Origin of the sequence: Sodalinema sp., from assembly GCF_046483825.1 — a bacterium.
Classification (GTDB): Bacteria; Cyanobacteriota; Cyanobacteriia; order Cyanobacteriales; family Geitlerinemataceae; genus Sodalinema.
On record NZ_JAWOCL010000087.1, the window covers coordinates 1 to 14026 of the forward strand.

At 52.4% G+C, this 14026-nt stretch carries 13 protein-coding genes; 6 read left to right on the plus strand and 7 right to left on the minus strand.

What is annotated here, in order from left to right; translation table 11 throughout:
• Window positions 1–19: 19 nt before the first annotated feature.
• The 4 genes from R6U67_RS05825 to R6U67_RS05840 form a co-directional block, all read right to left on the minus strand.
• Window positions 20–613, minus strand: a complete 594-nt coding sequence (locus tag R6U67_RS05825; protein ID WP_410251668.1) for a chemotaxis protein CheW — start codon at window positions 611–613, stop codon at window positions 20–22.
• Between the two features lie 246 nt (window positions 614–859).
• On the minus strand, window positions 860–1225 hold the full coding sequence (locus R6U67_RS05830) for a PleD family two-component system response regulator (RefSeq protein WP_068791139.1): 366 nt from the start codon (window positions 1223–1225) through the stop codon (window positions 860–862).
• Between the two features lie 186 nt (window positions 1226–1411).
• A complete protein-coding gene (locus tag R6U67_RS05835) occupies window positions 1412–2587 on the minus strand; it encodes a response regulator (RefSeq protein ID WP_410251669.1) in 1176 nt (391 codons plus the stop codon).
• A gap of 489 nt (window positions 2588–3076) precedes the next feature.
• The gene (locus R6U67_RS05840; protein ID WP_410251670.1) at window positions 3077–4399 is read right to left on the minus strand and encodes a dihydroorotase; all 1323 of its coding nucleotides are present in this window, start codon (window positions 4397–4399) and stop codon (window positions 3077–3079) included.
• A 139-nt stretch (window positions 4400–4538) separates the two neighbouring features.
• On the opposite strand from R6U67_RS05840, the gene lepB reads away from it, so the two are divergent.
• From lepB to R6U67_RS05855, 3 genes are all read left to right on the plus strand, one after another.
• Window positions 4539–5111, plus strand: coding sequence for a signal peptidase I (gene lepB / locus R6U67_RS05845; protein ID WP_410251671.1), 573 nt, complete (start codon window positions 4539–4541; stop codon window positions 5109–5111).
• Window positions 5112–5189: 78 nt separating this feature from the next.
• On the plus strand, window positions 5190–6362 hold the full coding sequence (locus R6U67_RS05850; RefSeq protein WP_410251672.1) for an LptF/LptG family permease: 1173 nt from the start codon (window positions 5190–5192) through the stop codon (window positions 6360–6362).
• Between the two features lie 306 nt (window positions 6363–6668).
• A complete protein-coding gene (locus R6U67_RS05855) occupies window positions 6669–7451 on the plus strand; it encodes a radical SAM protein (RefSeq protein WP_410251673.1) in 783 nt (260 codons plus the stop codon).
• 38 nt (window positions 7452–7489) lie between these two features.
• On the opposite strand, the gene lptC is transcribed toward R6U67_RS05855, so the two are convergent.
• The 3 genes from lptC to metG all read right to left on the minus strand — a co-directional run bounded on the left by lptC (window position 7490) and on the right by metG (window position 11308).
• Complete coding sequence (gene lptC, locus R6U67_RS05860; protein WP_410251674.1) at window positions 7490–8821, minus strand: LPS export ABC transporter periplasmic protein LptC; 1332 nt, start codon at window positions 8819–8821, stop codon at window positions 7490–7492.
• A 59-nt stretch (window positions 8822–8880) separates the two neighbouring features.
• On the minus strand, window positions 8881–9498 hold the full coding sequence (locus R6U67_RS05865; RefSeq protein WP_410251675.1) for an NYN domain-containing protein: 618 nt from the start codon (window positions 9496–9498) through the stop codon (window positions 8881–8883).
• Window positions 9499–9709: 211 nt separating this feature from the next.
• Entirely contained in the window at window positions 9710–11308 is a 1599-nt protein-coding gene (metG, locus tag R6U67_RS05870; protein ID WP_410251676.1) for a methionine--tRNA ligase, read from the minus strand.
• Between the two features lie 250 nt (window positions 11309–11558).
• Here metG and R6U67_RS05875 point away from each other — a divergent pair, with 250 nt between their 5' ends.
• Genes R6U67_RS05875 through deoC form a run of 3 tightly spaced genes read left to right on the plus strand, consistent with a single transcriptional unit; the run spans window position 11559 to window position 13810 of the window.
• Window positions 11559–12290 carry a lysophospholipid acyltransferase family protein gene (locus R6U67_RS05875; RefSeq protein ID WP_410251677.1) on the plus strand — a complete coding sequence of 244 codons (732 nt, stop codon included), beginning with the start codon at window positions 11559–11561 and terminating at the stop codon, window positions 12288–12290.
• Window positions 12290–13105: an alpha/beta fold hydrolase gene (locus R6U67_RS05880; RefSeq protein WP_410251678.1), complete on the plus strand. Its 816-nt coding sequence runs from the start codon at window positions 12290–12292 to the stop codon at window positions 13103–13105. The genes R6U67_RS05875 and R6U67_RS05880 overlap by 1 nt, the downstream gene beginning before the upstream one ends.
• 12 nt (window positions 13106–13117) lie before the next feature.
• On the plus strand, window positions 13118–13810 hold the full coding sequence (gene deoC / locus R6U67_RS05885; protein WP_410251679.1) for a deoxyribose-phosphate aldolase: 693 nt from the start codon (window positions 13118–13120) through the stop codon (window positions 13808–13810).
• The last annotated feature ends 216 nt before the right edge of the window (window positions 13811–14026 follow it).

Below are 14026 nucleotides of genomic sequence, written 5' to 3' on the forward strand. Positions count from 1 at the left end.
TTCACGCACTAAGCACGCACTAAGACTGGGGGGAGGGGGTCGTTGGATGTTGTAGATGCCCGAAGACTTCGGCAATATCAATAACAATAGCGAGTTCCCCCTGGTCATCAATAAAATAGCCTTGTAAATAGGGCACAATCGCGGGGGGGAACAGTTGAGCGTCCGCCCCTTGCAGATGGCCGAGGTTATAGTGAGCGAGATCCAGGACTTGGGGAACCATAAAGCCAATCACCTGCTCGTTCCATTCGACAACGATGGCGACGGTTTGGGCGATCGCCCCACTGGTTAGGATATCGCTACCGCTACGGGAGCTACTACTACGCAAACCATACAGGGGAGGATAGCCGAGCAGTTCACCGAAATCAACGACCCAGAGCATCTCACCACGCCAATTGTAAACCCCCAAAATGCACGATCGCATTTCCGGGACGGGCAAAACTTCCGACAGGCGCACTGTAGCAATTTCAGCCACCGTTTCCACGGGAATCAGCGCAAAATCTCGCTCCCCGATGTAGAACTGCAAGAATTTCTGAGTTTGGGGATCTGCCGCCTCCAAACGACTCGGAGACTCGATGTTTAGGGAGAGATTTGGATAGTTTAGAGAGTTATCCATGGGTGGAGAAGGCAAGAGGCAAAAGGCAAGAGGCAAGAGGCAAGAGGTAAGAGGTAAGAGGCATAACCCACCCCTTGCGCCTCCCACCGAGGGGATAGACGTAGGGGCGCACCTTTAGGATATGGCCCTCTTCGGGCAAGAGAACCGGCGGGAGGGGGTGTCCCGGCATTCCCTCCTCGTTTCGTCCAAGTCCAGACTTGGACGAACTCGGTCGGAATTTACCAGAACACACCCTTTATTGCCAATTTAGCCGATCAATTTGTGAACGGTTTTCAGTAAGAGATCTTCATCGAGGGGTTTGGTTAGATACGCATCCGCCCCGAGCATATTGCCCCAGGTTTTATCCACATCGGTATCCTTACTCGAACAGATAATGATGGGAATCCCTTTTGTTTCAGGATTCGTTTTAAACTCACGACAGAGTTCAAACCCGCTCTGTCCTGGAAGAATTACATCCAGAACAATTAAATCTGGACGGCGTTGTCCCAGTTTACTTAAGGCTTCTTCACCATTTTCGGCGTTGATCACCACTGAACCGTCTTGTTTGAGATAGCGATTAATCGTTTCGCGATCTGTCATACCATCTTCGACTACGAGAATCGTGTTGCTCATGAAACCTGTTTCTGACTCCTAAGACTTGGGCTTGTCAACGATTAAAATGACTGGCAGATTGGACAATAGACGCGATCGCCTAGACATCCCACTCCGTCCATGTCCTACCGTAGCAAAAAACGGCTCCTGTGAACCTAACTCACAGCCAGCTCTGCCAAATCTCAACTTGGGAGAGTTGGCCCCATCTCACGAAACCTTGACCTCTAAAAACTTACGCACCGTTGCTAAGAGTTTCTCCGCATCAATGGGTTTGCCCAAAAAATCTGAGGCTTTGACCATTTTGGCCCGCACCCGGTCCACCACGCCATCATTTCCGGTGAGAATAATGATGGGGGTTTCCGTAAATTGGGACATACGCCGCAACTGGGTACAGACTTCATAGCCATTGGCCACCGGCATCACCAAATCGAGGAAAATCAATTGGGGGCGTTTTTCGAGTAAAATCGGCAGCGCTTGGACTGAATCGGTGATACTAATGAAGTCATAGCCCGCTGTTTTGATGATCTCCCCGAGCTGTTGGCACAGTTCTGGACTGTCATCAACGCAAGCAATTAGGGGTTTGCGGGAATCGTCCGCTGTTGGCGATCGCTCCGCTGGGGGCCGCTCACCTCTCGGTTGTTCAATTTCCCTAGCCGGAACCAAATCAATCCAGCGTTTGCGGATATAGGGAACCAGAGACTTCGTCAACCGCGTCATCTCAATTTTGGTCAGGATCGAGAGTTCTCGCAACGTCCGCTGGCCATTGACTTTTCGGCGTAACTGTTCAAAAGCTTTCGCCGGAACATTCTCCTGCAACCCCTCCAGGTTGCGAATGACGGGGATCAAGTTGGGGGACACTTGCACGAGTCCGGCACCTTTCCACTCATCGAGGGCCACTTTGGCCCGTTTGACTGCGTGTTTGAGGTTGACCGCCACAATCTGCATCCGTAGAATCGAAAGGGCTTCGTGGTGAACCGTCTCGAAACTCAGGGGTTCGCGACGCTCCTGCTGAAACAGATCGAACAACACATCGGTAATGGTCTGTTCAATGATGGCGATCGCCGTGTCTTTATCTAATACCTTACGCTTGAGCAACACCCAAACCACCTGATAATTCCAACAGACAAACCGATCCGACTCCCGAACCGCCAAGGTCTCAAAATTGAACTCAGGACAATAGGCGCTTAATTGTCGCCGTAGGGAACGAACGGGGTGAGAGTGGTTCGTTGCCCAAATTAAACGGCCCACGCAAAAATATAAACTCCAGCGCTCACCACTGGCCGCGCTGACATTGAGTTGTCCAGTCAACTGCTCTTGACTCTGGAGAGCGAGTTGCTGGATTAAGCGTGTCGCTGTGCTATGTTGTACCACCGTTGCTGTCATACCCTAAACAGTCCATGCTCTGGTTTCTACATTCAAGAACCAGCGTCTTTATATGTGTTTTTCAGAGTTTTTATCAAAAAGATCAAGTCGACTTAACCCAAGTCATTACAAGACTGGGTTGGCTTGATAGCTGGTTTTCTCTATTGTTTTCAGTATATCAAGCCCTGAGAGCAATCGCGGCCGATGATCCCCAGCTTCTGTGTAAAGAGATTGTCAAGGGATTTATAAAAGTTTATCTGTCCAGAGCCAAGCGACCTTAGGCTAACCGTTCCTAAAAAGCCGCCTGTTCTGGGATTAAGTTCATAATATTGTCGATATCGAGACAAAACCGAAGCATTTTAGGTGAAAATACCGGCAATCGTCCGACAATCAAGCCAATTGCTTAGCACAAAACGTCCATAACATCCTTAAAGCTATTGTAAAGAACCTCCCAACAATTGTAAAGAAATCTTTAGTTTTGTTGCGCAGGTCAGGAGATTCTTACAAAACTTAACCAAAACTCAGAGCTTGCCCACGAATCGAGGTATCAAGTTGACCATCATCGAGAACCACCTGTCCCCCCACAATCGTAAAGCGGGGAAATCCAGTCAGTGACCAGCCCTCAAAGGGACTCCAGCCACATTTGCTGGACAAATTCTTGGCCTCAACCGTGCGATAAGTCTCTAAATCCACCAACACCAAATCCGCATCATAGCCCGGCGCAATCTGCCCCTTATTGGCAATCCCATAGCCCTTAGCCGGATTCGTCGACATCCAACGGGCCACCTGAGCCACGCTACAGCGCCCAGCCATCGCCTGCGTCAACATCAGCGGTAAGGAGGTGGCCACCCCAGGCATCCCCGAGGGTGTATTGGGATAGGTGCGGGCCTTCTCCTCTAGGGTATGGGGCGCGTGATCCGTCGCGATGAAGTCAATCACCCCATCGTGTAACGCCTGCCAAAGAATCTCATTATCCCGCGCCGACTTCAGCGGCGGATTCATCTGCGCCTTAGAGCCAATCTCGGCATAGGCGCTAGTGTTTAACAGCAAATGCTGGGGCGTCACTTCCGCCGTCACCCACTCAGGTTTGTCTTCCCGCAGCAACAAGGCTTCCTCACCCGTGGACATATGCAGAATATGCAAGCGGCGACGATAGGTTTTCGAGAAGCGTAAGGCCCGTTTCGTGGCAATGAGCGCCGCCTCATTATCCTGAATTTGCGAATGAACCGCCGGATCGGTAATCCCCGCAAACTGCTCTCGTCGCTGTTCAATGCGGGTGCGATCTTCGGCATGAACCGCGATCAGGCGATCGCCCTCCCGGAAAATCGCATCCAACGCCGCCTCATCATCCACCAACAGCGGCCCCTTCATCGATCCCATAAAAATCTTGATGCCACAGGTGGGGTTCGCCTCCCGCAAATCGGGCAGATTCTCCTCCGTCGCCCCGATAAAGAAGCCGTAATTCACCAAACACTTCTGCGCCGCTAGAGCCAACTTCTGATCCAACGCCGCCTGGGTGATCGTCAAAGGCTTGGTGTTGGGCATCTCCAAAAAGGACGTGACCCCCCCCTTGGCACAGGCACAACTGGCCGTAAACAAATCTTCCTTATACTCCAACCCCGGTTCCCGGAAATGCACCTGAGGATCAATTACCCCCGGTAACAGGGTTAATCCCTCAGCGTTAATCTCGCGAAACTCCCCGTCTGGGGCCGCCAACTCAGGCTCCACGGCAACAATGCGCCCCTGCTCGACGAACACATCGGCAACCGCTAGGCGATCGTCGGACATGAGAACTTGGGCGTTGCGGATGAGTAGAGGGACAGTTTGAGACATGGAACCTAGAGTAAACAGGACAGCTTCGACTTCAGACTATACTGGAGGATGGACGCCGTCTCGTGTTGTCTTAAGCAAATCTTAAGCCCTCAAGACTTGGATGTCTTCGGTTCTACACTCTGTGCCTCACTGAAATACTATGACCTCAAATCGTCATGGAGAAAACCCCTGGGTTGAAGCCCTAAAAACCTTCGGCATCAGTGCTATCCTCGCTCTGGGGATTCGCACCTTCGTCGCAGAAGCTCGCTATATCCCCTCCGGCTCGATGCAGCCGACGCTTGATATCAACGATCGCCTCATCATCGACAAAGTCAGCCACCATTTTCGGGAGATTACACGCGGCGACATTATCGTCTTCAATCCCACCGAACATCTGCGAGAGCAGTTTAAGGATGCCTTCATTAAACGGGTCATTGGTTTACCGGGTGATAAAATCGAAGTCCGCGATGGGGTGGTCTGGGTCAACGATGAACCGCTCCAAGAGAACTATCTCTACGCTCCACCGGACTACGTCTATGGACCGGTATCAGTCCCAGACGACCATTATCTGGTTCTCGGTGACAACCGCAATAATAGCTATGACAGCCATTATTGGGGATTTGTCCCCCAAGATTTAGTCGTCGGCCGCGCTGTCGCTCGATTCTGGCCCCTCGATCGCTTTGGGGCGATCACGCCTCGTCCTGAATATCTCGAAAACGAGGCCCCACAATAGCCCCACAGCCAGTTGAGAGCCGTCATCTCATCCCTCAACTGGCCGAACCCACCACGGCGCCACTCAAGCAACCCACCCATGAAGTCTTTACCCTTTCGCATCGGAGGTCTCATCCCCGGACTTTCGATCATGGATCGCTATATCATCAGTGAGACGCTTCCCCCCTTTCTGTTCGGGGTGGGAGCGTTTTCATCGATTGGGATTGCAGTGGGGATTGTCTTCGAGTTAGTGCGCCAAATTACGAACGCCAATATCTCCTTTGAGATTGCCTTACAGGTCTTTCTACTACAACTGCCCTACTATATTTCCCTGTCATTTCCCATGGCCATGCTCCTGGGAACCCTCATCGCCTACTCACGACTCTCAAGCGACAGTGAACTGGTGGCGTTACGCAGTTGCGGCGTCAGCCTAACCCGCACCGTTCGTCCGGCCCTCATCTTTGGCCTGTTGATCACACTCATTACCTTTACGTTTGATCAGGTGGTGGTTCCTGAAAGCCTCTATCAAGCGGAATTGCTCTTCAATCGTGCCGTTCGCTCTCAAGATACAATTCTCTTTGAACGCAATACCCTCTATCCCGAGATTGGTCGCTTAACACGGGGAGAGGCGGTTCAAGATGATACGCTTGTACGCTTGTTTTATGCCGAAACCTTTAACCGGGAGGAAGAGCGAATGTATGGGGTGATTGTTCTCGATCGCTCAGAACCGAGTTTCGATCGCCTCATCTTCGCCGAGTCCGCCACCTGGAACCCCACCAGTAATGTCTGGGATTTCTTTGAGGTCAAAAGCTATGCGATCGCCCCCGATGGCTCCTATGTCAATATCGCCAAGTTTGATCAACATCGTTATCCCCTCCCTCGCGCACCTTTAGAGTTAGCCCAAGATCGCGATTACCCCCAAATGAATTTGGCTCAGGCCATGGCCCGTTTGGAAATCCTCAAAAACAGTGGACGAGAGGATAAAGTTCGCCGCCTCGAAATTCGTATTCAACAACGCTTTGCCATTCCCTTCGCCTGTATCGCCTTTGGCTTAGTCGGCTCCGCCCTCGGAACTAAGCCCCAACGCACTAGCGCCTCCCGAGGCTTCGGCATTAGCGTCCTCGTCATCTTCGGCTATTACCTCTTAATGTCTCTTGGCGATGCCCTCGGTTTAAGTCAGATTATCCCCCCCTGGCTCGCCGGTTGGCTTCCGACCATCATTGCCCTCAGTGCCGGGATTCTCCTATTAGTTCGTTCCTCCCAATTACGCTAAGCCAAATCCGTTAGATTTTGTTACAAATAAGGAGCAAAAAGACCTTGACAGCAGCTTGCTTTTGAGGCTATACTTAAGTCAATTGAGTCAGATATTCAAGTTTAAATCGTTCGATTTTAGCCTGAGTAGACTCGGCTCCGCCGCCCCGGTGCGGGCGGCGCGGAGCCAAACATCTAGGCTGCGCATTTTTTTATATCTGAGTTATCCCTCTTGCCATCCCCTCTTGGGAGGGGTTAGGGGTGGGTTATGCCTCTTGCCTCTTGCCTCCCTGTTCCCTTCTTTTGCCTCCTGCCTTCTTCTCCCCCCATGTTTACCCCCATCTACGGCCCCGTCACCTCCTGGCGCTATGGAACCTCCCTCGGGATTGACCTCATCGGCGAAGTATCAACCTGTAGCTTTGACTGCGCCTACTGCCAACTTGGGGAAATCGAGCGCAAAACCCAACAGCGGCAGATTTTCGTCCCCACCTCTACCGTTATTGACGCCCTACAGGACTATGCGCCGTGGCCCGTTGACGTGATCACCTTTAGCGGTAGCGGCGAACCGACCCTAGCCGAGAACTTACGAGAGGCGATCGCCGCCGTCAAAGAGCTAACCCACAAACCCGTAATTGTTCTCAGCAACGCCACCCTGCTCAACCATGCTGACGTGCGGGCCGCCTTAAACCAAGCCGATCGCGTCTCCCTCAAACTCGACGCGCCCAACCCCGATCTCTTGCGTCGCATCAACCGCCCCGTCAGCGACCTATCCTGGGAGAGTATCCTAGAGGGCCTACACCGCTTTCGTCGTGACTACCCAGGGATAGTTGACATTCAAACCATGCTCCTAAGTCCTTGGACAGCCGCCGAAGAAACCGCCTACCAAGAGCTAGTTGAGCAACTTCAGCCCCAAGAAATCCAACTCAACACCCCCACCCGTCCCAAACCCATCGGCCATCAACTCGACGGCCGGGGAAATCATAGTTCCGGCGATCGCCCCTACGCCGTGCGTCACCTCAAATCCGTATCCAGAGAGGTTCTCCAAGACATCGCCACTCGCCTGCAAACCGCGATCGCCATCCCAGTCCGCTACGCTCCCAACCCCCACTAAGGTTCTCAATCACTGGCCAGAAGAGCGGAACTCGGCGATCATTGGGGATTGACCTGGACTTCCGTCACCACATCCCCACCCGTCACCACAAAGGTTTGCTCCTCCAACTGGCCATCAGCACGGGGGCCACTCAGTTGTAACGACGGGTCAACCTGACGATAGACCACATTTCCTCGGGCCTCAAAAGACTCAGACGGCATAAACCAAGTCAGTTCATTGGCCGTTAACTGAGCTTGATTTTCCTCCCCCAACACCTCGATCCCGTCTTGCAGATAAAACACCTGCTCCAGCAAATTCATCCAACCGCGATTTCCACTTAAAACCACCTGTTTCTCGCGGTGAGTCACCCGTAACGGTACATCCGATGTGAGTCGTTCCGCCTGTAAATCCCAGTCGAGGCGATGACTGACCACATCCACCGCCGGATCGAGCAACGCTAGGCGAGCATTTTCTTGTAGGCGAGCCACTTGAGTCTCTAAGTTCACCTCAATACTCTCGGCTGTGGCCCGATCCGTCACCATCACCGCTTGTAAATCACGCGGTTCAGGAGGAGGACTATCCTGAGACGCATCAGCGTTATCTGAGTTATCTGAGTTGTCCGAGTTGTCCGAGTTGTCCGACTCCCCTGTTGGCTCTGGATTATTAGATGACTCAGAATCGGTCCCAGAATCAGTCCCAGAATCGGTCCCAGTTAACTCAGGCGTCCATTCGTAACGAGCCACCTGAACCGGAAACTCCCCGATGACTAACTTTTCGGGAATTTGCCAGAGCAGTTCCTCCGTACCCAGTTGTAACGAGGGTTCCGCCAGGTTAGCTAATACCTCACCGATGACTTGCAGATGTTCAGTGTCACTGAGAAAGATCATCTGTTCTCCTTGCAGATGAGCCGTATCGTGAGTGGCGGTGACATTATCTTGAATTTCTAGGCGATCGCCCTGAGTATCCCAATTCATCTTCTCCCCACGTACCACCACCTGATTCCGAGTTTCAATGACCACCACCTCATCCTCCAGAAAAATCCGTTGATTTTCCTGTTCCAAAATGCCCGATCGCGCCTCAATATCATAAACCGGCTCCCCCTCCCGATAAAGTCGCCCCGAGGGATTCTCCAATTGAGCCACCTGGCGATCGCCACTATAGGTCACGCGCTCAGCATAAACCACCCATAACAGCGCACCATCTTCTCCCACCTGTTCCAAGGTGACATTTTCAAAGGTGAGACTTGGATCAACGTCCTGGGATGCGATCGACTCCCTAGGAGTCGGCTCTTGAGTCGTCGGCGTACAGGCCGCGAGCCAAGTCAGCAGCAACAACACCAGGCCAACAAAACCCGGCCGGCGAACGCTGCGGTTCAACCGAGAACCAGACAAAACAGAGGGCATAATATTGTAATGACGTAGGCCAAGGATGTGGGATAGTGGCGTCGGCCTTACTTAGCCGGTTTGTCCTCAACCACCGGAGAACTCCCCACACCCGACAGAGGACGATAGGTGTAAGGATGATGTCTAGGGTTTTTTTGAATTTCCTCTTTAATATTCTCTAAATCAATATAGCGATCGGCTACATTGATGAGACTATCGCTGGTCATTGATCGCAAACTAACCACCTCAACCCGCACCCCTCGATAGCTAACAGCATCAACCGCATAGGCCAAATCCCCATCACCACTGACCAGAATTGCCGTATCATAGGCACCCACGAGAGCCATCATGTCAACCGCAATTTCCACATCCAGGTTAGCTTTTTTGGAGCCATCGGGAAGCTGCACCAAATCCTTAGCAATGACCCGATAGCCATTGCGACGCATCCACAGCAGAAACCCCTGCTGTTTCTCATTGGTGCGATCGACCCCCGTATAGAAAAAGGAACGAAGTAGCCGTGAACCTGCCGTTAAGCGGCATAGCAGCTTCGTATAGTCAATTTCCATGCCCAACTGCATCGCCGCATAGAAGAGATTAGAACCATCAATAAAAATGGCCACGCGACCTCGGTTCTCTAGCACCTGTTCCGGTGTAAAGATCGAGTCATGCTCGAAATCATTTAACATGGCTTGTTATCCTCAGCGTTGTTATCTATCAGAGAATTTAAATGAAATGCCCCGGTGATCGTCTTTAAAGACGATGGGGTAGTAGTCCCATTATAATTTCTGGTTCTTGAAAAAAAAGACAAAGGGTTCGATGACCCATCCGTCTGGGAGTCCAGAAGATCTCCGACAACAGAGGCGATCGCAACCCTTCACTAATCTACACCAATTGAGATTATTCGTTCGGGACCTCAATCCGTCGAAACACTGGCTCAGGTTGACTCAGGGATTGGCCCGGAGGAAGAACACCCCAGCGGCCATGATGCTCAAAGGGAGCTGTCTCCTGAGTCGACTCCATCTGATCAAAGTCAGTTGAGTAACCAAGTTGCCCATAAATTGCCGTACTCAACCGGGGAACCACCGGCGAGAGTAAATAGGCCACGAGCCGCACCGACTCCAATACACTATAGAGAACCTCCTCAACGGCCGCTTGTTCCCCCTGTTTATACAACGACCAAGGGGCGCGATCGTCAATATATTTATTCCCGGCACGGACTAGACTTAAACTAGCATTGCAGGCCTGATGGAACGCCAGAGACTCATAGGCTTGTCGGACTTGTGGCGTCAGAGTGTCCCCCAACGCCTTGAGCGGGTTCTCGGCCGCGATCGCCGTCGCATCGAGATCGGGAACCCCACCCCCGCAGTATTTGCGGGCCATTCCCAAGGTGCGATTAAGTAAATTTCCCAAGTCATTGGCCAGATCCGCATTGACGGTATTGATAAAACGAGTCTCATTGTAATCACCATCCCGGCCAAACTCGATTTCCTTCATAAAATAATAACGAAAGGCATCGGAGCCGAATCGGGCCACCAAATCCACAGGATCCACGGTGTTACCGAGCGTTTTACTAATTTTCTGGCCATCCTTCGTCAGAAAGCCATGGCCAAACACCCGTTGGGGTAGCGGCATTCCCGCCGAGAGCAACATCGCCGGCCAATACACCGCATGGAAGCGCAGAATATCCTTCCCAATTAAATGTAAATTGAAAGGATAGCCCCGTTTTAGCACCTGAGCTAAGGTTGGCTCATCGTCGGGTTCCAACAATCCCGTGATATAGCCCAATAGCGCATCAAACCAGACATAGAGGGTGTGATCCGGATGTTCAGGAACCGGAAACCCCCAATCCATATTGACGCGGGAGATCGAGAAGTCCTTTAATCCCCCCTGCACAAAACTGAGAACTTCATTGCGGCGCATCGGCGGTTGAATGAAATCCGGTTGCTGTTGATAGAGATCTTCGAGGGCGCTTTGATACTTAGAGAGACGGAAAAAGTAATTTTCCTCATCTCGCCATTCCACCTGACGATTCGGATGCAGGGGACAATAATGATCCTCTAAGAGTTCCCCTTCATCCTTGAACTCTTCGCAGGCCACACAATACCAGCCTTTTTGCTGGCCGAGATAGATATCGCCGTTATCCCAAACCCGTTGGAAAAACTCCCGCACGATCGCCTCGTGGCGGGGAGCCGTCGTGCGGCTGAGGCAATCGTAGCGGATATTCAGCTTTTGCCAGAGATCTTCAAAACAGGCCACAACCTCATCACAGTATTCTTGAGGATCTCGTCCCTTGTCTTGGGCGGTGCGTTGGATTTTCTGTCCATGTTCATCGGTTCCCGTGACAAAAGACACGGAATATCCCATCAGGCGATGAAATCGGGCCACCACATCAGCCGCAACCGTTGTGTAGGCACTGCCAATATGGGGGAGAGCGTTGACGTAATACAGAGGGGTCGTTAACGCGAAGGTCTGAGATTGAATTGGATTAGGACTCATAAAACGGGATTCCGCCGAAGGCTCCAGGACAGTATATGTATCATATCTTGTCTGTTCTGTGCCAATCGAAGCCGTTGGCGATCGCAAACTGTAAGACCTCAAACATAGATTTTTGTTAAGCTAGAGCTAAAGACGCCACCAAAGTGCCATTCAATGGGCGTTGACCGCGATTCCTGCCCAAGAACGCGGCCATCCCATCATTTCGATGCCAATCCATGCCCCCGTTTCCGCCTCGACTCTCTAGCGAAATATGCCCGTAGAAAACGCTTTACAACTCTCTCGTGGTTTATTAGGGAGCCTCGGCACCAAATTTTTTCTCTATCACGAGAATCGCATTCCCGAATCGGCCGCCCTCGTCATTGCCAGTAATCATCGCAGTATCTTAGATGCCCCAGTCTTGATGGCGGCCCTCAATCGCCCCATTCGCTTTGCCTGTCATCACTATATGGGCCAAGTTCCCCTCATGCGCGACGTGGTGACGGGGATGGGGGCGTTTCCCCTAGAGGATGCCCAGCGTCGCCAACAAAGTTTTTTACGCCAGGGAAGTACCTTGCTGGCTCAGGGTCAAAGTGTGGGAGTTTTCCCTGAAGGAACCCAACCGATGGTGAGCCAAACCGAGGCGCGATCGCTGCGAGAATTTCATCGCGGCTTTGCCCATCTGGCGTTAAAGTTTGCCAGTCGCCATCCTCGCCAAGAGGTGGCCATTCTACCCGTGGCCCTTGTCGCCCTCGAAGAACAGACCTATCAACCCGTACCACTGCGGTTGTTGCGGATGTTCGATCCCAGCGAACCTCTGTTCGATCGCCCCGGCTGGCATCCGATGGTGGTCTATAAACGGCTGGCTGTGGCGGTGGGCCATCCCTACTGGATTCGCCAGAGCGATCGCCACGCCTATCAAGGTAGCCAGGGCAAAGCCACCGTCAAACGCTTAACCCAACAGTGTCACGATGACATCCTAGACCTACTCAGACAAACTCGGTGATGACCCCATTGACCCTCCTGACACCCACAACCCCCCAACCCCATCGACCTCTATTTGTCTATTTACCGGGGATGGATGGGTCCGGCTATTTATTGCGATCGCAGCTACCGCGTCTCGCCCCCCATTTCGACATTCGCTGTCTACAACTGCCCCCCGATGACCTGCGAACCTGGGATGACCTCGCCCAAGATGCCTTAGCCCTACTCCATCCCCTACGACAAGGGCGCACCCTCTATCTCTTCGGTGAATCCTTCGGCGGCTGTTTAGCCCTGATGATGGCCAGTCAACAGCCCGATTGCTGCGATCGCCTCATCCTCAGTAACCCCGCCTCAGCCCTCAAACGCCGTCCACTTCTGTTTTGGGGGTCCCACCTCGTTCAATGGATGCCCGATGCCCTCAGCGCCCTCTCAGCCCTGGGATTATTGCCCTTTCTCGCCGCCCTCGATCGCATCCCCTCCGAGAACCGCCAAGCCCTGCTCGATGCCATGCGTCACGTCTCGAGTTCCGCGATCGCCTGGCGAATTGGCCTACTACGAGACTTTCTCATTCCCGAAATGCAACTGGCCCGCATCCAACAACCCACCCTCATCCTCGCCAGTGTCCTAGACCATCTTCTCCCCTCCCTAAGCGAAGCCCAAGACCTCATCCAAGCCCTGCCTAACGCCAAAATTCATCGCCTACCCCGCAGTGGCCACGCCTGTTTGCTCGAAAAAGATACCAATCTTCTGGACATTCTTCAATCTGAAGACTTCTTATCACAAAAAAAACTCATCGGCAACAACCCATCATTACTCACATCAACTCATCAAAACTAAACCCCAAAAAACATGGCCTCTGCAACATTCGACCTAGATATTGCTCCCCTCATTGACCATTCTCTCCTCAACCCCTGCGTTGGAGATGACTTAGTCAAACAATGGTGTACCGAAGCAGATCGCTATGGCTTTGCCACCGTTTGCGTCTATCCCACCCGAGTCAAACTCGCACGGGAATGCCTGCAAGGTAAAACCCCCAAAGTCTCGACAGTGATTGGCTTCCCCACCGGAACAACCACCGCCAAAACCAAACTCTACGAAGCCTTAGAATCCATCGAGCAAGGAGCCTCAGAGTTAGATGTTGTCATTAACCTAGGTTGGCTCAAAGAAGGAAAAACGAAACTTGTCTATCAAGAACTCGCCGCAATTTGTGAAGAAGGAAATATGCCCGTAAAAGCCATTTTAGAAACCAATCTTTTGACACCCAATGAATTAAAAATTGCCGCCGAAATTGCCATTGATGCCGGCGTTCAATTTCTCAAAACCTGCACCGGCTGGAATGGCGGCGTTCAAGTTGAACATATCAAACAACTCAAAGAAATAGCCAAAGGGCAAGTCGCCATCAAAGCCTCCGCCGGGATTCGCACCCACCAAGATGCCATTGATCTCATCGAAGCCGGAGCCACCCGCCTCGGCACTTCCTATGGCGTACAAATCCTCAACCCCCCTCCCGAACCCAATCACGATTCCGACAATCAACCCTAACCCCGATTGCCTCTTGCCTCTTGCCATCCCCTCTTGGGATGGGTTAGGGGTGGGTTATGCCTCCTCCCCCCTGTTCCCTGTTCCCTGTTCCCTGTTCCCTGTTCCCTCCCCCCTCCCCCCTGTACCGCGTCACCGCAATTAACCTAAAAAATATGCCCCCCCCGGAGAGCGATCGCCTAATGACGATTTTGACCCCCGAACGGGGCCTGCTGCGAG